Origin of the sequence: Streptomyces sp. NPDC001380 (assembly GCF_042895785.1) — a bacterium.
GTDB lineage: Bacteria > Actinomycetota > Actinomycetes > Streptomycetales > Streptomycetaceae > Peterkaempfera.
The window spans coordinates 255,670-279,230 of sequence record NZ_JBIAWP010000002.1 but is presented as its reverse complement, the minus strand read 5'-3'; the positions used below and the strand labels follow the sequence as shown (position 1 = coordinate 279,230).

17 protein-coding genes are annotated in these 23,561 nt (G+C 76.0%); 7 read left to right on the top strand and 10 right to left on the bottom strand.

Annotated elements, in window-relative coordinates:
• Positions 1–248 precede the first annotated feature (248 nt).
• Positions 249–1,145, top strand: coding sequence for a phosphotransferase enzyme family protein (locus tag ACFY07_RS03970; RefSeq protein ID WP_390867243.1), 897 nt, complete (start codon positions 249–251; stop codon positions 1,143–1,145).
• A gap of 31 nt (positions 1,146–1,176) precedes the next feature.
• Here the strand turns inward: ACFY07_RS03970 and ACFY07_RS03965 are convergent, their stop codons facing one another.
• Entirely contained in the window at positions 1,177–1,887 is a 711-nt protein-coding gene (locus ACFY07_RS03965) for a 3'-5' exonuclease (RefSeq protein WP_390867242.1), read from the bottom strand.
• 330 nt (positions 1,888–2,217) lie between these two features.
• Positions 2,218–3,444 carry an SAV2148 family HEPN domain-containing protein gene (locus ACFY07_RS03960; RefSeq protein ID WP_390867241.1) on the bottom strand — a complete coding sequence of 409 codons (1,227 nt, stop codon included), beginning with the start codon at positions 3,442–3,444 and terminating at the stop codon, positions 2,218–2,220.
• Between the two features lie 420 nt (positions 3,445–3,864).
• Here ACFY07_RS03960 and glgX point away from each other — a divergent pair, with 420 nt between their 5' ends.
• Positions 3,865–6,051 (top strand): glycogen debranching protein GlgX, encoded by a 2,187-nt coding sequence (gene glgX, locus ACFY07_RS03955; RefSeq protein WP_390867240.1) that lies wholly within the window; start codon positions 3,865–3,867, stop codon positions 6,049–6,051.
• 232 nt (positions 6,052–6,283) lie between these two features.
• Here the strand turns inward: glgX and ACFY07_RS03950 are convergent, their stop codons facing one another.
• The 5 genes from ACFY07_RS03950 to ACFY07_RS03930 all read right to left on the bottom strand — a co-directional run bounded on the left by ACFY07_RS03950 (position 6,284) and on the right by ACFY07_RS03930 (position 13,203).
• Positions 6,284–7,093 carry a hypothetical protein gene (locus ACFY07_RS03950; RefSeq protein WP_390867238.1) on the bottom strand — a complete coding sequence of 270 codons (810 nt, stop codon included), beginning with the start codon at positions 7,091–7,093 and terminating at the stop codon, positions 6,284–6,286.
• The gene (locus ACFY07_RS03945; RefSeq protein WP_390867237.1) at positions 7,090–8,433 is read right to left on the bottom strand and encodes a UDP-glucose dehydrogenase family protein; all 1,344 of its coding nucleotides are present in this window, start codon (positions 8,431–8,433) and stop codon (positions 7,090–7,092) included. The genes ACFY07_RS03950 and ACFY07_RS03945 overlap by 4 nt, the downstream gene beginning before the upstream one ends.
• An 11-nt stretch (positions 8,434–8,444) precedes the next feature.
• Positions 8,445–9,659 carry a right-handed parallel beta-helix repeat-containing protein gene (locus ACFY07_RS03940; protein WP_390867236.1) on the bottom strand — a complete coding sequence of 405 codons (1,215 nt, stop codon included), beginning with the start codon at positions 9,657–9,659 and terminating at the stop codon, positions 8,445–8,447.
• 194 nt (positions 9,660–9,853) lie between these two features.
• On the bottom strand, positions 9,854–11,782 hold the full coding sequence (locus tag ACFY07_RS03935) for a right-handed parallel beta-helix repeat-containing protein (protein ID WP_390867235.1): 1,929 nt from the start codon (positions 11,780–11,782) through the stop codon (positions 9,854–9,856).
• Positions 11,779–13,203, bottom strand: coding sequence for a glycosyltransferase family 2 protein (locus ACFY07_RS03930; RefSeq protein ID WP_390867234.1), 1,425 nt, complete (start codon positions 13,201–13,203; stop codon positions 11,779–11,781). The genes ACFY07_RS03935 and ACFY07_RS03930 overlap by 4 nt, the downstream gene beginning before the upstream one ends.
• A gap of 416 nt (positions 13,204–13,619) precedes the next feature.
• On the opposite strand from ACFY07_RS03930, the gene treY reads away from it, so the two are divergent.
• From treY to ACFY07_RS03915, 3 genes are all read left to right on the top strand, one after another.
• The gene (gene treY / locus ACFY07_RS03925) at positions 13,620–16,190 is read left to right on the top strand and encodes a malto-oligosyltrehalose synthase (RefSeq protein ID WP_390867233.1); all 2,571 of its coding nucleotides are present in this window, start codon (positions 13,620–13,622) and stop codon (positions 16,188–16,190) included.
• A gap of 171 nt (positions 16,191–16,361) precedes the next feature.
• Positions 16,362–18,191 (top strand): malto-oligosyltrehalose trehalohydrolase, encoded by a 1,830-nt coding sequence (gene treZ, locus ACFY07_RS03920; protein WP_390867232.1) that lies wholly within the window; start codon positions 16,362–16,364, stop codon positions 18,189–18,191.
• A gap of 249 nt (positions 18,192–18,440) precedes the next feature.
• Complete coding sequence (locus ACFY07_RS03915) at positions 18,441–19,280, top strand: SAM-dependent methyltransferase (protein ID WP_230648132.1); 840 nt, start codon at positions 18,441–18,443, stop codon at positions 19,278–19,280.
• A 74-nt stretch (positions 19,281–19,354) separates the two neighbouring features.
• On the opposite strand, the gene ACFY07_RS03910 is transcribed toward ACFY07_RS03915, so the two are convergent.
• Complete coding sequence (locus ACFY07_RS03910; RefSeq protein ID WP_390867231.1) at positions 19,355–19,783, bottom strand: MerR family transcriptional regulator; 429 nt, start codon at positions 19,781–19,783, stop codon at positions 19,355–19,357.
• An 86-nt stretch (positions 19,784–19,869) separates the two neighbouring features.
• Here ACFY07_RS03910 and ACFY07_RS03905 point away from each other — a divergent pair, with 86 nt between their 5' ends.
• Positions 19,870–20,919 (top strand): aldo/keto reductase, encoded by a 1,050-nt coding sequence (locus tag ACFY07_RS03905; protein WP_390867230.1) that lies wholly within the window; start codon positions 19,870–19,872, stop codon positions 20,917–20,919.
• Between the two features lie 384 nt (positions 20,920–21,303).
• Here the strand turns inward: ACFY07_RS03905 and coaE are convergent, their stop codons facing one another.
• Positions 21,304–21,906 carry a dephospho-CoA kinase gene (gene coaE / locus ACFY07_RS03900; RefSeq protein ID WP_390867229.1) on the bottom strand — a complete coding sequence of 201 codons (603 nt, stop codon included), beginning with the start codon at positions 21,904–21,906 and terminating at the stop codon, positions 21,304–21,306.
• 9 nt (positions 21,907–21,915) lie between these two features.
• Positions 21,916–22,434, bottom strand: a complete 519-nt coding sequence (locus ACFY07_RS03895) for a winged helix-turn-helix transcriptional regulator (protein WP_390867228.1) — start codon at positions 22,432–22,434, stop codon at positions 21,916–21,918.
• Positions 22,435–22,591: 157 nt separating this feature from the next.
• Between ACFY07_RS03895 and ACFY07_RS03890 the strand changes: the two genes are divergently transcribed.
• A complete protein-coding gene (locus ACFY07_RS03890) occupies positions 22,592–23,548 on the top strand; it encodes an NADP-dependent oxidoreductase (protein WP_390867227.1) in 957 nt (318 codons plus the stop codon).
• The last annotated feature ends 13 nt before the right edge of the window (positions 23,549–23,561 follow it).

Below are 23,561 nucleotides of genomic sequence, written 5' to 3'. Positions count from 1 at the left end.
CGGGCGCGGGCGCGGAGGCGCCCTGCCCGGCCGGTCCGGGCACGCGCCGCCCCGATCGGCGCACCGGCCGCTCCGCCGACCGGGGCGCCCCCGGACAGGGCTGCCACAGGACAGGGCGCCCCGGGACGAGAAGCCTGGGACAGGCCTGCCACCGGGGGCCGAGCCGTCCGGCCGGGACGCCGACGCGGCCCGGCCGTCTGCGAGACTGGCCGGACCCGTACCGCCGCAGACCGGAGCACCGCCGCCGCATGAACAGCCTCCCCTTCGACGAGAGCCGCGCACGCACCGTCCTGGAGGCCGCCTGCGCCCGCGCCGGACTGCCCTCCCCCGCCGGCGCGCGCCTGCTCGCCCTCGGCGAGAACGCGGTCCTCGCCGTCGACCACGTGGTGGTGAAGATCGGCCGGGACGCCGGCCTCGCCGAGCGGGCCGAGCGGGAGCTGCGCGTCGCGGAGTGGCTCGCCGGGCAGGGCGTGCCCGCGCCGCGGCCGGCCGCGGCTCTGGCGGACGGCCGGCCGCTGGTCGTGGACGGCCACCCGGTGACCGTCTGGGAGCGGCTGCCGGACGCCGTACGCCCCGCCGGGCCGGCCGACCTGGCCGAGCTGCTGCGCGCCGTGCACCGGCTGCCCGCCCCGCCGGTGCCGCTGCCGCGCCGCGACCTGCTCTCCGGGGTGGAGCGCTGGCTGCTCGCCGCGGAGGGGCACATCGACCCGGCCGACGCCGCCTACCTGCGGTCCCGGCGCGACGGGTTCGCGGAGGCCGCGGCGGAGCTGGTGCCGCACCTGCCGCCCGGCCCGATCCACGGCGACGCCCTGACCCGCAACGTCCACATCGGGCCGGACGGGCCGGTCCTGCTGGACCTGGAGACCTTCTCCGGCGACCTGCGGGAGCACGACCTGGTGGTGATGGCGCTGAGCCACGACCGCTACGGCGTGCCCGCCGCCGCCTACCGCGCGTTCACCGGGACCTACGGGTGGGACGTGCGGGACTGGGAGGGGTGCGCGGTGCTGCGGGGCGCCCGGGAGACCGCGAGCGCCTCCTGGGTGGCGCAGCACGTGCCGGGCAACCCGGCGGCACGCGCCGAGTTCCGCCGCCGGGTGGAGTCGCTGCGCGCGGGCGACGCCTCCGTGCGCTGGTACCCCTTCTGAGGGGAGCGGCTGCGGCGGCCGCGCGCCCGGGTCACGGGCGCCGCAGCGGCCACCGGCCGTCCACCACGGCCCGGGGGTCCTTCTCCCGCCGCAGCCACGCCTGGAAGTCCTCCGCCCAGGCGGCGTACCAGCCGACCTGCTGCGTGTGGAGGTCGGCCGGGTGCGGCTCCCCCACCTGGCGCGGGTAGCGCTCGGCCAGCCGGACGGCGACCCGCACCGCGGCCAGGGCGTCGCTGCCCGCCTCGTGGGCGTCGGCCAGCTCCACGCCGTAGACCCCGCAGACGCTCTGCAGGCTGCGTGAGCCGCGGCGGTAGCGGTCGACCGAGCGGTCCACCACCAGCGGGTCGAGGACCGGTCCCACCGGGCGGCCCCCCAGCCGCTCCTCCAGGGAGGGCAGGCCGTGGCGGCGCAGCTCGGCGTCGAGCAGGCTGAGGTCGAAGGGCGCGTTGAAGGCCACCACCGGCACCCCGGTCTCCAGGCGGCGGCAGAGCAGCTCGGCGATCTCCCCGACCGCGCCGGGCGCCGGGCGCCCCTCGGCGGCGGCCCGCTCGGTGCTGATGCCGTGGATGGCCGCGGCCTCGGGCGGTATGGGCACGCCCGGGTCGACGAGCCAGGTGGTGGTGTGCACCGGCTCGCCGCCCTTGGTGTCCACCAGTGCGGCGGTGACGATGCGTGATGTGTCCGGGTCCGTCCCCGTCGTCTCCAGGTCGAACCCGACCAGCGGCTCGTGCCACCAGCTCATGTGCGGCGTCCTCTCCTCCGGCCCCCGTGAGGCGTCCATCATCCCGTGCGCCTCTGACAAGCGGACGCGGGACCCGGCGGCCCGGGCCGCGGAGCGGGGTCGCGGACCGAGGCCGCGGCACCGGCGGGGCCGGGGGCCGGGGCGTGCGGGGCCCGGTGCACAGGGCCCCGTCGGGGAGGCGGCCGCCCGGGGGCCGGTGCGCGCCGGGGGTCCGCGCGGCCCGGGCCGGGGGACGCGTGCGGGCGGACGGGGCGCGGCGCGGCGCGGCGCGGCGGAGAACCGGACCGGACGGCCAGGACGGACCGGACGGCCAGGACGGGGCCCGGCGCGTCAGGAGACCGGCCGGGAGTCGGCCCAGCTCCCCTCGAACTCCTCGCGGTAGACGTCCAGCAGCCCCGGCTCCGCGCCGGCCGCCTCCGGGTCGCGGGCGGTGCCGCGCAGCACCAGGGCGGGCGACTCGGCGCCGCGGGAGCGCCTCAGGTAGGGCTGGACCACGGCGAGGCCCTGCGGCCGGCCGCCCTCGACCAGGTAGGCGGTGAAGCGGGGCGTCTCGTCGAAGACCCGGATCTCGAAGCCGCGGGGATCGCGCAGCCGGGCCCGGACCCGGCGCACGTGCATGATGTTGGCCTCCACCGACCGGGCCAGTTCACCGCGCCCCAGGCCGAGCTCCCGCTCGCGGCGGCGCACCGCGCTGCTGGCGGGGTTGAGGAAGAGCAGGCGCGTCCGGCAGCCGCCGGCGGCCAGCCGGACCAGGCGCCTGCCGGTGAAGTTCTGGCAGAGCAGGGAGAGCCCTATGCCGACGGCGTCCAGCCGCTGCGCCCCGGCCAGGAGCTCCTCCACCGGCAGGTCGCGCTGGAGGCGGACCCGGTCGGAGTGGACCGAGGAGACGTCGGCGTAGCGGTCGCCGACGAGCTCCTCGACGACGTCGCCGGGGGTACCGGGCACGGCCGCCCGGCCGCCGTCCAGCAGGGCCAGCAGGCGGGCGGCGGCCCGCTCCGCCTGGGCGAGGACCGTCTCGGACAGCGCCCGGTTGCGGGAGACGACGTGCCGGGCCACCTCCAGCTCGTCCAGGGCGAGCTCCACCTCGCGCCGGTCGGCGAGGTGCGGCTCGAAGCAGGGCCAGTGCTGCACCATGAGCTCGCGCAGCTGCGGGAGGGTCAGGAAGACGACCAGCCGGTCGTCGGCGGGGTCGAGCAGGTAGCCCTTGCGGCGGCTGACCTCGCGGACCGCCCCGGCGCGGTGGGCCCACTCCTCGCCGGCGGGGCCGGCCGCGGCGGTGACCCAGTCCTCGCCGTGGGCGGGCTCGTACACGGGGCGCAGCACGTCGGAGACGAGGGCGCGCATCCGCTGCTCGACGAGGTTGAGCCAGACGTAGGCGCGGCCGGCGCGGCGCACCCGGCGGCGGGCCTCCTCCCAGGCGTCCGGCCCCCAGACGGGCCCGGCCTCCGGGCTCCCGCCCTGGCGGGGCACGGTTCGGCCGGCGGCCGCCCTCCCGGCGGCGGGCGCGTCTCCGCGCACCGTGCCTCCCGCGGCACCCCCGTCGGCGGGGACCACCATGGAGTACCTCACCCTCCCCTGCCGATCCGGACGATCAAGGGTACTTCGCCGCCGCCCGCCCCGCACGCGGATCGGCGGCCCGGACGTGCGTCCGAGGCCGCGACACGCGGGGGCGGTGCCGGGTCGCGCCCGGTTGCGGCGGTTTTCCGCCGGATAAGACACCCGTTCGGGCGAAGAAGTCACGAAAGGGCATCAGTACGGCCTTCCGGTCGGCAAGTATGCGGGGGAGGGACGCCGCAGGACCGCCGGCCGGAGGGGCGGTGGGAGAGGCCGAGGGGAGGGCCGGAAGGGAGGGCCCGAGGGTGCCGCGCCCCGGGGAGACATGGCGCCCGGCCCCACCGGGCATACGGCACGCATCGGCGGCGTGCCCAGGCACGGTCCGGGCAGCCGCCCGCCGCGACGACGGGAAGATGAGGGACGATGCAGGTCTGGCCGGGACACCCGTACCCCCTCGGTGCCACCTACGACGGGGCCGGAACCAACTTCGCGGTCTTCTCGGAGGCCGCCGACCGGATCGAGCTCTGCCTGATCGGCGACGACGGGTCGGAGACCGCGGTGGAGCTGCGGGAGACCGACGCCTTCGTGCGCCACGCCTACCTGCCCGGGGTCCAGCCCGGCCAGCGGTACGGCTTCCGGGTGCACGGCCCGTACGACCCGGAGCAGGGGCACCGCTGCAACAGCGCCAAGCTGCTGCTCGACCCGTACGCGAAGGCGATGAGCGGGTCGATCGACTGGCACGAGTCCGTGTACGGGTACCACTTCGGCGCGCCGGACCGGCGCAACGACCTGGACTCCGCCCCGCACACCATGCACTCGGTGGTGATCAACCCCTACTTCGACTGGGGCAACGACCGGCCGCCGCGCACCGACTACCACCGCACCGTGCTGTACGAGGCCCACGTGAAGGGGCTCACCAAGCTGCACCCCGGCATCCCGGAGGAGATCCGCGGCACCTACGCGGGCATCGCCCACCCGGCCGTGGTCGAGCACCTGGTGGACCTCGGGGTGACGGCGATCGAGCTGATGCCGGTGCACCAGTTCGTCCACGACCACCGCCTGGCGGACATGGGCCTGTCGAACTACTGGGGCTACAACACCATCGGGTTCTTCGCCCCGCACTGCTCCTACTCCTCGGTCGGGGACCGCGGGCAGCAGGTGCAGGAGTTCAAGTCGATGGTCAAGGCCCTGCACGCGGCCGGCATCGAGGTCATCCTCGACGTGGTCTACAACCACACCGCGGAGGGCAACCACCTCGGTCCGACCCTCTCCTTCCGCGGCCTGGACAACGACAACTACTACCGGCTGGTCGGCGACGACAAGCGGTACTACGAGGACACCACCGGCACCGGCAACTCCCTGCTGATGCGCAGCCCCCACGTGCTGCAGCTGATCATGGACTCGCTGCGCTACTGGGTCACCGACATGCACGTCGACGGCTTCCGCTTCGACCTGGCCGCCACCCTGGCGCGGCAGTTCCACGAGGTGGACCGGCTGTCGTCCTTCTTCGACCTCGTGCAGCAGGACCCGGTGGTCTCCCAGGTCAAGCTGATCGCCGAGCCGTGGGACGTCGGCGAGGGCGGGTACCAGGTGGGCAACTTCCCGCCGCTGTGGACCGAGTGGAACGGCAAGTACCGCGACACCGTGCGCGACCTGTGGCGCGGGGAGAACGCCACGCTCGCCGAGTTCGGCTCCCGGCTGACCGGCTCCTCCGACCTCTACCAGGACGACGGCCGCCGCCCGATCGCGTCCATCAACTTCGTCACCTGCCACGACGGCTTCACCCTGCGCGACCTGGTCTCGTACAACGAGAAGCACAACGAGGCCAACGGCGAGGACAACCGCGACGGCGAGAGCCACAACCGCTCGTGGAACTGCGGGGCCGAGGGCGAGACCGACGACGAGGGCGTGCAGGAGCTGCGCGCCCGCCAGCAGCGGAACTTCATCGCCACCCTCATGCTCTCCCAGGGCGTCCCGATGCTCTCCCACGGCGACGAGCTGGGCCGCACCCAGCAGGGCAACAACAACGCCTACTGCCAGGACAGCGAGATGGCCTGGATGCACTGGCCGAAGGCCGCCGCCCAGACCCCGCCCGCGAGCACCGGCGGCCTGCCGCACGGCACGGCGCAGCCGGAGGACGCGGCCGACCCGGCGGCGCAGCTGCTGGAGTTCACCCGGTCCATGGTGTGGCTGCGCCGCGACCACCCGGTCTTCCGCCGCCGGCGCTTCTTCCACGGCCGGCCCGTCTCCGGCACCCACGACGACCTCTCCGACATCGCCTGGTTCACCCCCGACGGCCGGGAGATGACCGACGACGACTGGAGCGCCTCGTACGCCAAGTCGATGACGGTCTTCCTCAACGGCTACGCCATCTCCGAGCCCGACCGGCGCGGCGGGAAGATCGTGGACGACTCCTTCCTGCTGATGTTCAACGCCCACTACGAGCCGCTGGACTTCGTGGTGCCGGTGAACCACGGCCGCGAGTGGCAGGTGGTGGTGGACACCGCCCTGCCCAGGACGATCACGCCGGGCACGGGGGCGCGGGTGAAGGCGGGAGACCGGCTGCGGCTGGCCGACCGCTCGCTGATCGTGCTCCAGCGTCCCGCGTAGCCCGCTCGGCCCCCACAGTCCGCGCGGCCCGCGCGATCCCGCCGGGTCCCGTACGACGGGGCGTGGCGGCAGCCGTCCGCCCCTCCCGGATGCTCCCCGGGAGGGGCGGACGGCTGCGTCACGGCCGCCGGTGACGGGCGGCCCCGCACGGCCGCCCGTCACGGGCGGCCGTGCGGGGGGTGCGCCGCCACGGGAGCGGACCGCCCCCGGCGGGGCGCGGAGGGCGGCCGGCTCAGCGGAAGGACGGGTGGATCTCGGCGGCCTTGTCGTCGCAGATCGCGAAGACCTGCGCGGGCGGCAGCAGGGCGAAGTCGGTCGCCCGGACCAGGCCGCGCGAGTACTTGGCCCGCACCACCTTGGTCTGGGACAGGCCGCCGTACACGTCCCTGACCGCGCCCTGCACGGTCAGCACCACCGAGCCGTAGGCGAACGACGAGTCCCGCACCGCGCCCAGCACGGCCAGGGCGTCGCGCCGGGCACGGTCCCGGGCCCCCCGGTCGGCGAGTGCGGAGCTGACCGTCCAGGTGACCGACAGCTGGTTGCCGGCGTGCGCGCTGAACGCCGTCCGCAGGTGGGCCGGCGGGTGGCCGCCGCGCTCCACGGCGGCGGAGAGCCGGGCGGTGAGGCGCACCAGCGCGGCATCGGTCGCCGCCCGGGCGGACCCGGCGCCGCCGCCGGGCGCCGACGGCCGGCCGCCCCCGCCCGGCGTCGCGGTCGCGGCCGGGTCGTAGACGCCGGACGCGGCGGCGGTGGGCAGCTGGTCGCCGGGCACGGCGGTCTGCGGGCCGACCTTGGCGGGGTCGGCGCCGTACCGCTGGGCGGGTCCGCTCGCGCAGCCTGCGGCGGCCAGGACCGGCAGCAGGACCGCGGCGACCGACCCGGCGGCCAGCGCCCGCCGGCGTCCGCGGGTCCGCCCCGGGCCGGCGGCGGACGCCGCGGGCGGGGCGGACGGCGCGCGGACCGCGGCCTCCGGGCGGGGGCCGGCCGCGGAAGCCGGGCCCGCCTCCTGCCCGCGCCCCCGGCGGGGGCCGGGGCCCGTCACGGACGTCCGAGCGCCCGGTACTCCCACCCGGCGGCGCGCCACCGGGCGGGGTCCAGGGCGTGCCGTCCGTCGACGATGCGGCGCCCGGCGACCACCGCGCCCATCGCCTCGGGGTCGATCTCGCGGAACTCGGTCCACTCGGTGAGCAGCGCCACCACGTCCGCCCCGGCGGCGACGTCCAGCGCGCTCTCCCCGTAGACGAGCTGCGGGTAGGAGCGCCGGGCGTTGTCCATGCCCGCCGGGTCGAAGACGCGGACCTCGGCGCCGGCCCGCTGGAGTGCGGCGGCCACGTCGAGGGCGGGGGCGTCGCGGATGTCGTCGGAGTTCGGCTTGAAGGTGGCGCCGAGAGCGGCGATCCGCACCCCGTCCAGCGAGCCGCCCGCCAGCTCCCGGACCAGGTCCACGGTCCGGGCGCGGCGGCGCTGGTTGATGGCGTCGACCTCGCGGAGGAAGGCCACCGCCTGGCCGACGCCGAGCTCCTCCGCCCGGTGCTTGAACGCCCGGATGTCCTTGGGCAGGCAGCCGCCGCCGAAGCCGAGGCCCGGCTTGAGGAACCGGCCGCCGATGCGGTCGTCGTACGCCAGCGCCTCGGCGAGGCGGGTGACGTCCGCGCCGGTGGCCTCGCAGACCTCGGCCATGGCGTTGATGTAGGAGATCTTGGTGGCCAGGAAGGAGTTGGCGGCGACCTTGACCAGTTCGGCGGTGGGCAGGTCGGTGACCACCACCGGCGAGCCCTGCGCGATGACGGGCGCGAAGGCGGCGCGCAGCCGCTGCTCGGCCCAGTCGGAGGCCACGCCGAAGACGAGCCTGTCGGGCCGCATGGTGTCGTCGACGGCGAAGCCCTCGCGGAGGAACTCGGGGTTCCAGGCGAGTTCGACCTCCTCCCGGGCGGGGGCGACGGCCTGCACGAGCGCGGTGAGGCGGGCGGCGGTGCCCACGGGCACGGTGGACTTGCCGACGATGAGGGAGCGCCGGTCCAAGTAGGCGGCGAGCGCCCGGACGGCGCCGTCGACGTAGCTGAGGTCGGCGGCCTGGGAGCCCTTCTGCTGCGGGGTGCCGACGCAGACGAAGTGCACGTCGCCGAAGGCGGCGGCCTCCTCGAAGGAGGTGGTGAAGGAGAGCCGGCCGGACTCCAGTGCCTTGGCGAGGAGCTCGGGCAGGCCGGGTTCGAAGAAGGGCACCTCGCCGGAGGCCAGCCGCTCGATCTTGCGCTCGTCCACGTCGACGCCGAGCACCTCGAAGCCGAGGACGGCCATGCAGACGGCGTGGGTGGCGCCGAGGTAGCCGGTGCCGATCACGGTGAGGCGGGGCGGTCTGTGCAGGTCGCTGTGCAGGTCCATGGAGTCCCCCTCTAGGAGCAGGTGCCGTTGGTGAGGCCCTTGGCGGCGGCGGTCGCCTTGTTGCTGCAGGCCACGGTGTTGCTGTCCGGCGACTGGACGTTGAAGCCGTAGCCCGGCCCGTCGACCTGGGCGGTGTTGTCCTTGAAGACGTTGCCCTTGCCCCAGCCGTCGACGACCTGGTGCGTCTGGAAGCCGTCGGCGAGGCTGTGGGTGCCGGTGTTGCCCTGGATCAGCCAGTCGTTGCCCTTGACGTCGACCCAGGAGTCGTTGTGGCTGCCCTTGAGCTTCGAGCCGTCGAAGGTGTTGTCCTCGAGGACGCCGTGCGAGGTGCCCTCCTTGATGTCGACGGACTCGGCGGTGGTGCCGCTGATGCGGTTGCCGCGGACGGTGTTGCGGTCGCTGTTGTCGGGCCTGCCGCCGCTGACGGTGGGCCAGTTGCTGACCGCGCTGCCGATGTAGATCCCCTCGCCGAACTTGTCGCGGCGCAGCCCGGTGTCGCTGACGGTGTTGCCCTCCACCGTGTTGTCGCTGGAGAAGTTGCGCAGGTGGATGGCCTCGTCGCCGATCTGCGTGACCGTCAGGCCCTTGATGAGGGTGTGCTGGACCTTGTCCGCCATCACGCCCTTCTGGCTGTTGCGGACGGTGAAGCCGATCACCCGCCACCAGCTGGCGCCGTCGAGGTGGAGGGCGTAGCCCTTCTTGACGCCTCCGCCGTCGATGACCGCGCCGGGTCCGCCGCACAGCACGATCGGCTGCTGCTCGGTGCCGGGGGTCTTCGCGGTGAACTTGCCGGTGTAGGTGCCGTCGGCGATCTGGATGACGTCGCCGGGCCTGGCGTCGGTGAGCGCCCGCTGGAGGCCGTCGGCGTCCTGCACGGTGGTGGTGGCGACGGGGCACGCGTCCGAGCCCGGGGCGGGCGGCACGGACGCCCCGTCGGAGGCGGACGGCGCGTCGGAGGGCTCCCCGGTGCCGGGCGCCGGGGAGGCCGGGGCGTCCGACGGGGTGCCGGTGGAGAGGGTGGGGCCGACCTGCCCGGTGGCCCCGGCGCCCGCGACCCGCTGCCCGCCGCCGTCGCCGCCGCCGGACAGGGCGACGACCAGGGCGACGAGGGCGATCAGGAACGCACCGCCGGCCAGCCAGACCGCGGGGCCGCGCATCCACTCCGGGCGGCCGCCGCCCGGCGGGGGCGTGGGCGGGCTGGTCGGCATGGGCGGTGTCTCGGGCATCGGGATCCTCGGTGGGTGGGGTTCGGGACGGACGGGGCGGACCTGCCGGACGGGTCGGGCCGGCCGGTGCGGGATCCTCTCACGGGCGGATCCCGCACCGGACCGGGCCGGCGCGCCGCGGGGCGGCCGTGCACACGGCCGGGGCCGGTTCGGGCCGGCGGGATGCCCGGCCGGGGCCGGCCCGCCGGCCGGGCTCAGTGCGCCGGGGCGGGCCCGGTCTCGCCGCCGGAGGTCCGGCGGTCGCCGCGGCGCAGCGCCCAGGACCGGCCGCCCAGCGGGCGCTTGTCGGTGTACGGGTGCGCACCGAGCACCCGCTGTCCGCGCTTCCGTCCCCGCAGTGCGGCGAACAGGATGAGCAGCAGGATCGCGGTCCACAGCATCGTCATGGGGCTCATGTAGTGCCGGAACCGGACCCAGAAGGAGCTGGTGTCGTGCCAGGCGAAGGTCTGGTTCTCCTTCACCGTGGCGCGGCCGCCGTAGGAGCGGGAGGTGTCGATGGCGCTGGGCCCGACGCCGGCCACCACGTTGTAGCTGACCAGCGAGCCCCCGGTGGTGCCGACGAGGCTGATGCCGTGGTTGCCGGCGTCCTGCACGGTGTTGCCGCGGACCTCGGCGAGCGAGTCGCGGACGTAGATCCCTGTGTCGCTGTCCTCGACCACGTTGCCGGTGACGGTGGCCTTGCGGACGTGGTCGCGCACGGCGATGCCCTGCCGCCGCTGTCCGGAGACCTGGTTGCCGGTGATGGAGACCTTCTCCACGCGCTGGCGGGCGACGATGCCCATGTCGCTGCCCTCGACGCGGTTGTTCTGCACGCCGATGTCGGTGCCGCCGACGACCTCGATGCCGTAGTGGCCGTTGTTGCGGGCCACGCTGTTGGAGACCGAGTTGGAGCCGTACTTGTCGACGGACTCACCCGAGGCGGACGGTCCCTCGGCGAGGGGCTGGCCGCTGAGGGTGAAGCCGTTGCCCCCGTTGTCGGCCGCGGTGGAGCCGCTGATGCGGACCTCCTCGGTGGCGCGGGCGAGGACGAAGCCGTCGCCGCCGTTGTGCCGGGAGGTGGTGCGCTCGACGACGGTGCTGGAGGCGAAGCGGTGCAGCACCAGGCCGTGCTCCAGGCTGTCCTCGATGGTGGAGTCGCTGACGGTGACGCCATTGGCGCTGGAGATGAAGAGGCCGAAGGCGTTGCCGCGCAGCGTGGAGTGGGCGACCTTGGCGGAGACGTAGCTCTGGCCCGGCACCGAGAAGCGGGCGTCGGGGGTGCCGAGGGGGCCGGCGGGGCTGGCCTGCACGTCGCCGCTGCTGAGGGGGGTGCCGGAGCTGGCCGGGCCGCCGCCGGAGAGCCGGTCGGCCTTGGCCTGGTGGCGCTCGTCCTTGGTCACGTGCTGCGAGGTCTCGACGTTGCCCGTGTTGGGGCGGTCGGTGCCGGTGAGGCTGAGGCCGCCGGTGCGGCCGGACCAGAAGCCCAGGCCGGTGATGTCCGCGTACTCCATGTCGAAGGTGCCGCCGATGGCGCGGATGTAGGCGCGGCCGTCGGCCACCTCGGTGTCGGACCGGCCGGTCCGCGGGTCCCAGCTGGTGATCTGCGCCGGGGCCTGGGGGGTGCCGGCGATGGTGAGGGTGCCGCCGAAGGAGACGATGGAGACGAAGCCGCGGTCGTTGCTGGCGAGGCGCAGCTTGAGTCCGCCGGGGTTGGAGAGCTTCAGCTTGGCGCCGGAGTTGAGGTAGAGGTTCTCCGTCAGCAGGTAGGAGCCGTCCCGCTGCCGGGTGAACGTCTGCGGGGCGAGGGTGAGCAGGTCCGCGACGGTGTAGGGGGCGCTGCGCTGGGTGAGGACCAGGGTGTAGCCGCCGCCGGTGTCCAGCCGGTAGGGCCTGGTCCAGGTCCGGCCGCGCAGGGGCGCGACGGCGGCCACCGAGCGGACCTCGATGAGCCGGCGGTCCTCCTCCGCGACGAGGGCGGCCTCCCGCTCGGCCGTCTGCGGCGAGGTCGTGGAGGGCCTCGCCGTGTCGGCGGCGGCCGGGGTCGCGGCGGCGACCGGCAGCAGGGCGGCGCCGGCGAGGGCGGCGAGCAGGGTCGCGGGGACCGCGCGGCGCGATGACGCGCCGCGCACGGGGGTGCGGGTCACGCTCCGATGACCTCTTCCTGGTGAACGGGGGTGCCGTGGGCCGGGGTGCCGTGGCCGGTGCCGCCGGAGGTGCGCTGGTGCGGCAGGGCGGCGTCCTGGCGGGGGGCGCCGGGCGCCTCGGCGGCCGGGGGGGCCTCGGCCAGCAGGTCGAGGGAGACGCCGGACGGCGGGGCGAGGGTGGCGGCGGTCTGCCCCTCGCCGCCGATCCGGTCGGCGCTGCGGGTGAGCCAGCCCTGCTTGTTCATGGTGACGAAGGCGTACAGCTTGACGGGCAGCGAGATCATGATGACGACCAGGGCCAGCAGCGGCAGGATCAGCAGGTCCTTCGGGTGCCGCCGCAGGTGCGAGTAGCCGCGCACGCCGCGGCCCAGCAGCAGCCAGACGAGGACCATGGCCGCGCTGCGCGGGGTCATCTCCAGGCGGCTGAGCAGCAGGTAGCCGACGGCCATGCCCATGGTGACGGGGGTGAGCAGGATCTGCAGCACCGTCACCTTGGTGACGAGCGGGGTCCGCCACAGCCAGCCCTTGGCGACGGCGGTGAGGTAGCAGCGGTAGGAGTTGCGGCTCCAGCGGACCCGCTGCTTGACGAAGGCCCGGAAGGAGTCCGGGAACATCGACACCGCGCGGGCGGAGGACTGGTGGACGGTCCGGTAGCCCTGGGCGAGGACCAGCCAGGTGAGCCGGCCGTCGTCGCCGGCGACGCAGCGGCGGCCGAGGAAGAACTCGTTCTCCAGGTTCTCCACGACCGGGAGGATCGCGGAGCGGCGGTAGGCGGCGGTGCGGCCGGAGAGGCAGGCGACGCCGCCGTACTTGCCCATGGCGGGCACGTAGTCGTAGTAGCGCAGGTTGACCAGCCAGTCGGCGATGCGGCGCCAGACGCTGGTCTCGCGTTGGTACACGTTCTGCTGGGTGCCCACGCCGCCCACGCCCGGGTCGGCGAAGGGCATCTGGACGGCGGCGAGCAGGCCGGGCGTCCAGCGGGTGTCGGAGTCGGCGAAGACGACGATCTCGCCGACGGCGGCGCGGATGCCGACGCCGAGGGCGGAGCGCTTCCCCGCGTGCTCGAAGACGATCACCCGGAGCCGGGGGTCCGCCACCTCGGCGAGCCGGCGCTGGACCTCGGTGTCGGCCACGTCGGGCACGACGATGACCTCGGTGGGGTCCTGCTCCAGCCAGGTGGCCAGACACTCCATGAGGATGTCCGGGTCCTCCCGGTAGGACGGCACGACCACCGAGGTGGTCGTGCGGAAGTCGTTGACCACGGGCTTGTTGAAGCGCGACACGACGGCGCGCACCAGCCACAGGGCCCAGACGAAGACGCCGGCGACGCCGAGCGGCATCACGTCGCGCCAGGAGGTCTCCGCGGTCGCCTGCACGACCCAGGACCAGACGCTGTCGGCGATTTCCGAAACGGAAGACACGCACCCTCCCCGCACACCGCGCGCCGTACGGCGCGCAGCCACCCCTCGCACTTCGGCCACATGTGCGGCCGGGGGACACACTAGCGACAAATTTTGGCCGCAGAACCGTCAGAAGTCCTCGGTAACTAGGGTTTCACCAGGTCGTCATACGAGCGGATGAATCGGATTCGTCCACCCCCGTCGATCGGCGGGGGTCATGACAACGATGACGCGGCCGCCTCAGGACGTCCGCCCGCCGACCGCCGGCATCTGCCGGCCCGGACGGCGGACGGCGGACGGCGGACGGCGGACGGCGGACGGCGGACGGCGGACGGCGGACGGCGGACGGCGGACGGCGGACGGCGGACGGCGGACGGATTCGCCCTCACGCCCGCGCCCGGATGTGCACCGCGCCTCCACCGGGTAGGCATGGGCACATGACAGCCGCCGCACCCGACCGCACCGGGCCGACCGCCACCTACCGGCTCCAGCTGCAGCCCGGTTTCACCCTCCACGACGCGGCGGCGGCCGTCCCCCACCTCGCCGCCCTCGGCGTCTCCCACCTGCACCTCTCCCCGCTGCTGGAGGCGGCACCGGGCTCCGCCCACGGCTACGACACCGTCGACCACACCCGGATCAGCGAGCAGCTCGGCGGCGAGCCCGCCCTGCGCACCCTCGCGGAGCGCGTCCGCGCCCACGGCCTGCGGCTGGTCGCCGACACCGTGCCCAACCACATGGCGCTCCCCGTCCCCGAGCACCTGAACCACCCGCTGTGGCACGTCCTGCGCGAGGGGCCCGACTCCCCGTACGCCCGCTGGTTCGACATCGACTGGACCGCCCAGACCGGCCCCGCCGACGCCCCCCACCGCGGGCGGGTGCTGCTGCCGCTCCTCGGCGACCGCCTCGGCGCCGTCCTGGACCAGCTCTCCCCCGGCAAGGCCGCCGTGCGGCACCCAGAGGCCGGCGACGCGCCCGCCGAGCCCGTCCTGCGCTACCACGAGCACGTCCTGCCGCTGCGGCCCGGCACCGAGCACCTGCCGCTGCCCGAGCTGCTCGACCACCAGTGGTACCGGCTCGCATGGTGGCGGCTGGCCCGCACCGACCTCAACTACCGCCGGTTCTTCACCGTCAACGACCTCATCGCGGTCCGCGCCGAGGACCCCGAGGTCTTCCGCGCCACCCACGGCGTGCTGCTGCGGCTGTACGAGGAGGGGGTGCTCGACGGCTTCCGCATCGACCACCCGGACGGCCTCGCCGACCCCCGCGGCTACCTGCGCCGGCTGGCGGGGGCCACCGGCGGCGCCTGGACGGTCGTGGAGAAGATCCTCACCGGCGACGAGCGGCTGCCCGAGGACTGGCCCTGCGCCGGCACCACCGGCTACGACGCGCTGCTGCACGTCGACGGGGTGCTCACCGACGCCGACGGCGTGCGGCGGATCGCCGAGGACGCCGCCGGCCTGCTCACCCCCTCCCCCGGCGCGCCCCCGGCCGACGCCGCCGACCCGTCCGCCGTCTACCGGCGGGCCGCCGCCGACGCCCGGCGCGAGGTCGTCCGCCGCGAGCTGGCCGCGGAGATCGCACGCCTGGGCCGCACCGCCGCCCGTGCCTGCAACGAGACCCCCGACGCCGGGGTCGCCGCCCACCGCGACCACCCCGGCTGGGCGCTGACCGAGGCCGCCGCCCAGCTCGTCGCGGCCCACCCCGTCTACCGGCCCTATGTCGTGCCCGGCGAGCCCGCGCCCGGCGAGGCCGCCCGGGAGCTGACCGCGCTCGCCGACGCCGCCCCCGCGCCCGGCGCGCCGCTCACCGTCCCGGCCGAGCCCGTGCCCGCCCCCTCCGACGCCGAGCAGCTCGCCGCCGCGCTGGAGACCGTCCGGGACCTCGCCCTGGGCCGGCTCGGGCGCGGCCCGGCCCGCGACGAGTTCGCCGCCCGCTTCGCCCAGACCTGCTCCGCAGCGGCGGCCAAGGGCCTGGAGGACAAGGCGTTCTACCGCTGGTACCCGCTGCTGTCGGTCAACGAGGTCGGCGGCGACCCCGGCCACCCGGGCACCACGCCCGACCGGTTCCACGCCTGGTGCGCGCACGTCCGGCGGCACTGGCCCGCCGGGCTCACCGCGCTCTCCACCCACGACACCAAGCGCAGCGCCGACGCCCGGGCCCGGCTCGCCGTGCTCGCCGAGACGCCCGGCACCTGGGCCGCCGCCCACCGCGCCTGGTCGCGGGCGGCCGCCCGGCACCGCACCGGCCCGCACCCGGGGCCCGCCGCCGAGTACCTGCTGTGGCAGACCCTCGCCGCCGCCTGGCCGATCGACGGCGACCGGCTGGTCGGGGCGCTGCTGAAGTCCGTCCGCGAGGCCGATCTGCAGACCTCCTGGACCGAGCCCGACCCCGGCTTCGAGGAGGCCCTGGAGCGGTACGCCCGCGCGGTGCTCGACGACCCGGAGGCCACCGGCCCCGTCGCGGCGTTCGTCGAGGCCCACGCCCCGTACGCGCGCAGCAACACCCTCGCCGCCGCGCTGCTGCACCTCACCGTCCCCGGCGTCCCCGACCTGTACCAGGGCAGCGAGGAGCCGCTGTACACCCTGGTCGACCCCGACAACCGGCGCCCCGTCGACCTCGCCGCCATGGGCCGCCGTCTGGCCGCCCTCGACGCCGGGGCGGCCCCGGACGGCCTCGCGGCCGAGAAGCTGCGCCTCACCGCCGCGGCGCTGCGGCTGCGCCGCGACCGGCCCGGCTCCTTCGCGGGCGGGTACACGCCGCTCGCCGCCCGCGGCACCGCGGCGGAGCACCTGCTGGCCCACGTGCGCGGCGACGACGTGCTGGCCGCCGCCACCCGCCTGCCGTACGGGCTGGAGCGGGACGGCGGCTGGGCGGACACCTCGCTGGAGCTGCCCGGCTGCCCCGCCGGACGCTGGACCGACCTGCTCACCGGCCGCACCTTCGCCCCCGGCGTGCTGCCGGTCGCCGAGCTGCTGGAGCACCTGCCGGTGGCGCTGCTGGCCGGCTGAACCCACCCGTCCGGCGCCGCGGGGGCATGCCCGGCGGCGCCGGGCGGGTACGCCTGTCCGTGGGCCCGGCCCGTCCGCCCGTCCGCCCGTACGTACGGGCGGACGGGCGGACGGTGCAGGACGCCGGCCGGGCCCCGCGCCGATCCGCCCGACGCATCCGAGGAGTCCCGCATGGCCGCACGCGCCACCGCCCACCCCTTCCGGCTCTGGGCCCCCGAGGCCGGACACGTCGAGGTGGAGGTCGACGGCGCCCGCCACCCCATGCACCCGGAGCCCGACCGGCCGGGATGGTGGCGCGCCGAGGCCCCGGCCGACCCCGGCGGCTCCGACTACGGGTTTCGCCTCGACGGCGGCGACCTGCTCCCCGACCCCCGCTCGGCCCGCCAGCCGCACGGCCCCGACGGCCCGAGCCGCCTGGTGGACCACGGCGCGTTCCCCTGGTCGCCGGACGTGGTGTGGCACGGCCGCGCCCTGCCCGGCAGCGTCCTGTACGAGCTGCACGTCGGCACCTTCACCCCCGAGGGCACCTTCGACGCGGCGGCCGCACGCCTGGACCACCTGGTGGAGCTGGGCGTGGACCTGGTGGAGCTGATGCCGGTCTGCCCCTTCCCGGGCCGCCACGGCTGGGGGTACGACGGCGTCAGCCTCTGGGCCGTGCACGAGCCCTACGGCGGGCCCGACGGCCTGAAGCGCTTCGTGGACGCCGCGCACCGGCGCGGGCTCGGCGTCGTCCTCGACGTCGTGCACAACCACCTCGGCCCGGCGGGCAACCACCTGCCCCGCTTCGGCCCCTACTTCACCGACCGCCACCACACCCCCTGGGGCGCGGCGGTCAACCTCGACGCCCCCGGCTCCGACGAGGTCCGGGCGTACCTGATCGGCAGCGCCCTGGCCTGGCTGCGCGACTACCGCGTCGACGGCCTGCGGCTGGACGCCGTGCACGCCCTCGCCGACGACCGCGCCACCCCCTTCCTGGAGGAGCTGTCCCGCACGGTCGACCGCCTGGGCGCCGCCACCGGCCGCCCGCTCTTCCTGGTCGCCGAGTCCGACCTCAACGACCCCCGCACCACCGCCCCCCGCGAGGCGGGCGGCCTCGGCCTGGCCGCCCAGTGGAGCGACGACTTCCACCACGCCCTGCACACCGCCCTCACCGGCGAGGACCAGGGCTACTACGCCGACTTCGCCGGGAAGCCCTCCGGCCCCCCGCACGCGGTGGCCGGCCTGCCCCGCGGCCCCCTCGGCGCGCTCGCCCGCACCCTGACCCGCGGCTGGCTGCACGACGGCACCTGGTCCTCCTTCCGGCAGCGCACCCACGGCCGCCCCCTGGACCTGCACCGCACCCCCGGGCACCGGCTGCTCGGCTACCTGCAGACCCACGACCAGGTGGGCAACCGCGCCCTCGGCGACCGGCTCTCCGCCACCGTCGCCCCCGGCCTGCTCGCCGCCGGGGCGGCCCTGGTGCTGACCTCGCCGTTCACCCCGATGCTCTTCATGGGCGAGGAGTGGGGCGCCGCCACGCCCTGGCAGTACTTCACCGACCACACCGATCCGGACCTCGCCGAGGCCGTCCGGCAGGGCCGCAGGCGGGAGTTCGCCGGGCACGGCTGGAAGGCCGACGAGATCCCCGACCCGCAGGCGTCCTCCACGGTGGCGGCCTCCACCCTCGACTGGTCCGAGCCGGACCGCGAACCGCACCGGGCGCTGCTCGCCTGGTACCGGGAGCTGATCGCGCTGCGCCGCGCCCACCCGGGGCTCACCGACCCGGACCTGTCGGCGGTCGAGGTCTCCTTCGACGAGGGCGAGCGGTGGCTCGTGGTGCACCGCGGACCGTACCGGACCGCCGTCAACCTCTCCTCCGCACCCCGGACCGTCCCCCTGGGCGGCACGCGCACCGAGGTCCTCGCCGCCTTCGGCTGCGACGGCGCCCCCGGCGGGGGCGGCCGGCGGGACGGCCTGGCGCTGCCGCCGGCCTCGGCGGCGGTGGTGCGCGTCGGGGGCTGAGCGGTCCGCTCCGGAGCGCGGCGGCCGTGGACGGTCCGGGACCGTCCGGCACGGCACGGCACCCCACGGCACGGCACCGCACGGCCCGGGACGGGACGGATCGGGACGGCCCGGGACAGGCCGCCGAGGGGCCGGGTGGCCGGAAACTACCGGCCGGTAGCGGGATCTGACGGGGCGGCGGCGTCCGAAGCGGGCCGCCGCCCTATCCTGCACGCACACGAAGGAGACCGACCCTCCCGGGGAGATGCGATGAGCCAGGGCCAGCAGTGGATGCACGCGGACGAGGACGGCGTCCGGCCTCCCACCGACCTGCGGACCGACATCCCGCACCCGGCACGGATGTACGACTACTTCCTGGGCGGCAAGGACAACTTCCCCGCCGACCGCGAGGCCGCCGAGCAGGCCCTGCGGATCAGCCCCGAGTTCCGCACCGGCGCGCTCGCCAACCGCGCCTTCCTGCAGCGGGCGGTGCGGCACGTCGCCCGCGAGGGCGTGCGGCAGTTCCTGGACATCGGCACCGGCATCCCCACCGCGGGCTCCACCCACCAGATCGCCGCCGAGGTGGCCCCCGACGTGCGGGTGGCCTACCTCGACAACGACCCCATCGTGCTGGTGCACGGCCGCGCCCTGCTGGCGGCCGCCGGCCGGGGCAACGCCACCGTGATCCAGGCCGACCTGCGGGATCCGGAGAAGATCCTCGCCGACGAGGAGGTCCGCGCCGTCCTGGACTTCGACCGGCCGATCGCGCTGATGCTGGTGTCCGTCCTGCACTTCCTCGGCGACGACCAGGACCCGGTGGGCATCGTCCGCCGCCTCACCGAGGCCCTGCCCTCCGGCAGCCGCCTGGTGCTCTCCCACGCCACCGGCGACTTCGCGACGCCCGAGCAGGTGGACCGGGCCCGCGCCCTGTACGCGAACTCCACCGCGCCGCTCGTCCCGCGGACCCGCGAGCAGGTCGCCGCCTTCTTCGAGGGGCTGGACCTGGAGGAGCCGGGCCTGGTCACCACCCCGCTGTGGCGCCCCGACGGGCCCCTCCAGGACGGCGACGACCGCGCGCCGGGCTACGCGGCGGTCGGCGTCAAGCCGTAGTCCCGGGCCTCCGCAGCGGCGTCCCCGGCACCCCTCGGGGGGTGTCGGGGACGCACCCCTCAGGCCGAGCGCCCTCACCCCGGCCGCGCTGGGCCTGCGGCATCGGCCTCAGCAAGGGCGGCAGCGCCGTCGAGGGCGCCCTCGTACACCCTCACCTTGTGATCGACGATCTCCCGGCACCGCCGGAGCTGCTCCATCTGCGCGTCCACCGCCTCCCGGTGCCGCAGCAGCAGCGCGAGGCGGTCCCGCTCGGTACCGGGCCCCTGCCGGGCGAGCTCGGTGTAACGGCGGATCTCCGGCAGGGGCATGCCGGACCCCCGCAGGACGACGCAGAGGTTCAGCCAGCCCACGTCCTGCTCCCCGTACACGCGCCGACCGCCGGGACCGCGCCGCACCGGGCCGAACATCACCCCTTCCTGCTCGTAGAAGCGCAGCGCGTGGACGCTCAGCCCGGTGCGCTCCGCCACTTGACCGATACTCAGGTCCTGCTCCCGCTCAGCCATCCCGCCACCCTAGAGGCTTGATCTCGAGTCGACTCGAGCTCCTAGGGTGCACAGCGCACCGCACCCACCGGCAAAGGAGCAGCACCATGCGCTATCGCGTCCTCGGCGGCACCGGCATCGAGGTGAGCACGCACTGCCTCGGCACCATGATGTTCGGCGCCGTGGGGAACCCCGACCACGACGCGTGCGTCCGCATCGTCCACGCGGCCCTCGACGCGGGCGTCAACGTCGTGGACACCGCCGACATGTACTCGGCGGGCGAGTCCGAGGAGATCACCGGCAAGGCGCTCCTGGGGCGCCGCGACGACGTGGTCCTCGCCACCAAGGTGCACTTCCCGCTCACGGAGGGCCGGAACCGCGGCGGCAACTCGCGGCGCTGGATCCTGCGCGCCGTGGAGGACAGCCTCCGGCGGCTGCGGACCGACTGGATCGACCTCTACCAGGTCCACCGGCCCGACCGCACCACCGACGTCGAGGAGACGCTCGGGGTCCTGGGCGACCTGGTGCGGGCGGGGAAGATCCGCGCCTTCGGCTGCTCGACCTTCCCGGCCGAGGACGTCGTGGAGGCCCACCACGTCGCCGAACGCCGCGGCCTGCAGCGCTTCAGGACCGAGCAGCCGCCCTACTCGCTGCTGGCCCGCGGGGTCGAGTCCTCCGTGCTGCCCACTTGCCGCCGCCTCGGCATGGGCGTCCTGACCTGGGGCCCGCTGGCCTCCGGCTTCCTGTCCGGCGCGTACCGGCAGGGCCGCCCCGTCGACCTCTCCACCGGGCGGGCCCGGCTCACCCCGCACCGCTTCGACCCGGCGGTCCCCGGGAACGCCGCCAAGCTGGCCGCAGCCGAGCAGCTGGCCGGCCTGGCCGACGAGCTCGGCTGCTCGCTCCCCCAGCTCGCGGTGGCCTTCCCCGCGGCGCACCCCGCCGTCACCTCGGTCATCATCGGACCCCGCACCGCCGAACAACTGGAGCACCTCCTCGCCGGGGCGTCGCTGGTGCTCGACGACTCCGCGCTCGACCGGATCGACGCGATCGTCCCGCCGGGGACCGACCTGTACCGGGCAGACGGGGCCTGGCGTCCTCCGGCGCTCGACGACGCCCTGTCCCGCCGCCGCCCGGCTGCGGACCGGGCCGCCGCGTAGGAGAGCCACGACAGGGCACGCCGCCGAAGGGGCCTCCGGCCCGGAAGGAGCCTCCCGGACGGGCCTGCCCCGTCCGGGAGGCCCGTCACGCCCCGCACCGGGAGTCGGGCCGGGGCCGCCCCCGGTGCTGCTTCCGTTCGGTGCGCAGCCCAGGGCGCCAGGGCCTGTTATTCCGACGAATCCGGCCGGACACACCGGGCCGAGCGTGTTCCCGCCGTGGACACCCGCGGCAGGCCCTGGTGGCTCCGGGGGCCGGACCTCGGTCCGGGAGGGACCCGGAACGGCGCGAGACGTCCGGCGGCACCAGCTCCCTGTCCGGCACCGCCGCGGCCCGGGAGGAACGGGCCCGGGACGCGCTCCCGGGCCCGACGTGGCCGCAAAGCCTCAGGAGGCGGCGGCCCGCTCCCGCAGCCGCTCCCACACCTCGCGGACCCGCGGCTCCAGGTCGGCGAGCGGGCCGCCGTTGTCGACGACCAGGTCGGCGGCGGCCAGCCGCTCCTCCCGGCCGGCCTGGGCCGCCATCCGGGCGCGGGCCTCGTCCTCGTCCATGCCGCGCAGCCGCACGAGGCGGTCGAGGCGCACGTCGTCCGGCGCGTCCACGACGACCACGACGTCGAAGAGCGTCCCCAGCCCGTTCTCGACGAGCAGCGGGATGTCCTGGACCACCACGTCCCCCGGTCCCGCGCCGGCCTCCAGCTCGGCGGACCGCTCCCGGACCAGCGGGTGGACGATCGCGTTGAGCGCGGCCAGCCGCCCGGGGTCGGAGAAGACGAGCGCGCCGAGGGCCCGCCGGTCCAGCGCGCCGTCCGGCCGCAGCACCCCCTCGCCGAACTCGGCGGCGACCGCCGCCAGGCCGGGGGTGCCGGGCTCGACGACCTCCCGGGCGATCAGGTCCGCGTCGACGAGGACCGCGCCCCAGGACGCGAGCAGCCGGGACACCTCGCTCTTGCCGGCGCCGATGCCGCCGGTCAGGCCCACTCTCAGCATCGGGCCAGGCTACCGCCGCGCCGCCGCGGGGGCCGAGGCGGGCGGTTCGGGCGGGGCGGCCCGCCGCAGCTCGGTGACGGCGGGCTCCGGCGGCCGGGCGTCGTAGGCGGCACGGGCGGCGTCGACGGCGTCGCGGTGGCGGTCGGTCCAGTCCCGGACGGCGGCCAGCGGCTCGGCGAGGGTGCGGCCGAGCGGGGTGAGGGCGTACCGGACCCGCAGCACCGGCCCGGGCTCGACCTCGCGGTCCACCAGGCCGTCGCGCTCCAGGGCGCGCAGGGTCCGGGTGAGGACCTGGCGGCTCACCTCGCCGCCCATGGCCCGGCGCAGCCCACCGTGGTACTCGGGCCCCTCGTGGAGGACGCACAGGGCGAGCGCGGACCAGCGGTCGCCGAGGCGGTCCAGCAGGAGGCGGCAGGGGCAGAGGTCGCCGTCGTCGGGGGCGGTGGGGGCGGCCGCGAGGCGCGGGCGCCGGGGGCGCTCGCCGGGGCGGCCCGGCCCTGCGGGGTCCGTGCGTCGTGCGGGGTCCATGCGGGGGGCAACGGCGGCGGGGCGGGCGGGTGTTCCCGGGGCAGGCACTCCGGAGTGCCGTCTACCGGCACACCCTCCCCCGGTCCAGGGTGGACGGTGGCAGACGCCGCACGGCGGGGACGACCGGCGCGGCGCACACGACGAAGGAGAGCAGGGCATGACTGCGCGGATGCAGGCGGTGGTCCAGGACCGCTTCGGCGGCCCCGAGGTGCTGCGGACGGCGGAGGTGGTCCGCCCGGAGCCGATCCCCACCGAGGTGCTGGTGCGGGTGCACGCGGCCGGGGTGAACCCGGTGGACGCCAAGACCAGGGCCGGGGCCGGCATGGCGGGGGTGCTGGGGGCGCCGCCGTTCGTGCTCGGCTGGGACGTGTCCGGGGTGGTGGAGGAGGTCGGCTTCGGTGTGACGACCCTGAAGCCGGGCGACGAGGTGTTCGGCATGCCGTGGTTCCCGCGGGCCGCCGGCGCGTTCGCCGAGTACGTGACCGCGCCGTCCCGGCACTTCGCGCCCAAGCCCGCCGGGCTCTCCCACACCGAGGCGGCGGCGCTGCCGCTGGCCGGGCTCACCGCCTGGCAGATCCTGGTCGACACCGCGCGGGTGGAGGCGGGGCAGCGGGTGCTGGTGCACGCCGCCGCGGGCGGGGTGGGGCACCTGGCGGTGCAGATCGCCAAGGCCCGCGGCGCGTACGTGGTCGGCACGGCCCGGGCCGCCAACCACGACCTCCTGCGGTCGCTGGGGGCGGACGAGGCGGTCGACTACACCGCCGTCCCCTTCGAGGAGGCGGTGCGGGACTTCGACGTGGTGGTGGACAGCATCGGCACCCCCGACCACCTGCGCCGGTCGCTGCGCACCCTGCGGCCGGGCGGCCTGGTGGTCGCGGTGCCGTCGGGCAGCGACCCGGCGGTGGCGCGGGAGGCCGAGGAGCGGGGCCTGCGGATGACCGGCTTCCTGGTGGAGCCGGACCTCGGCGGGCTGCTGGCGCTGAGGGCGCTGGTGGAGGAGGGGCGGCTGCGGCCGGTGGTGGAGAGCGTGCTGCCGCTGGCGGACGCGGCGAAGGCGCACGAGCTGGTGGAGGCGGGCCGCGTCCGGGGCAAGGTGGTGCTCGGCGTCGCCTGACGGGGCCGCCGGA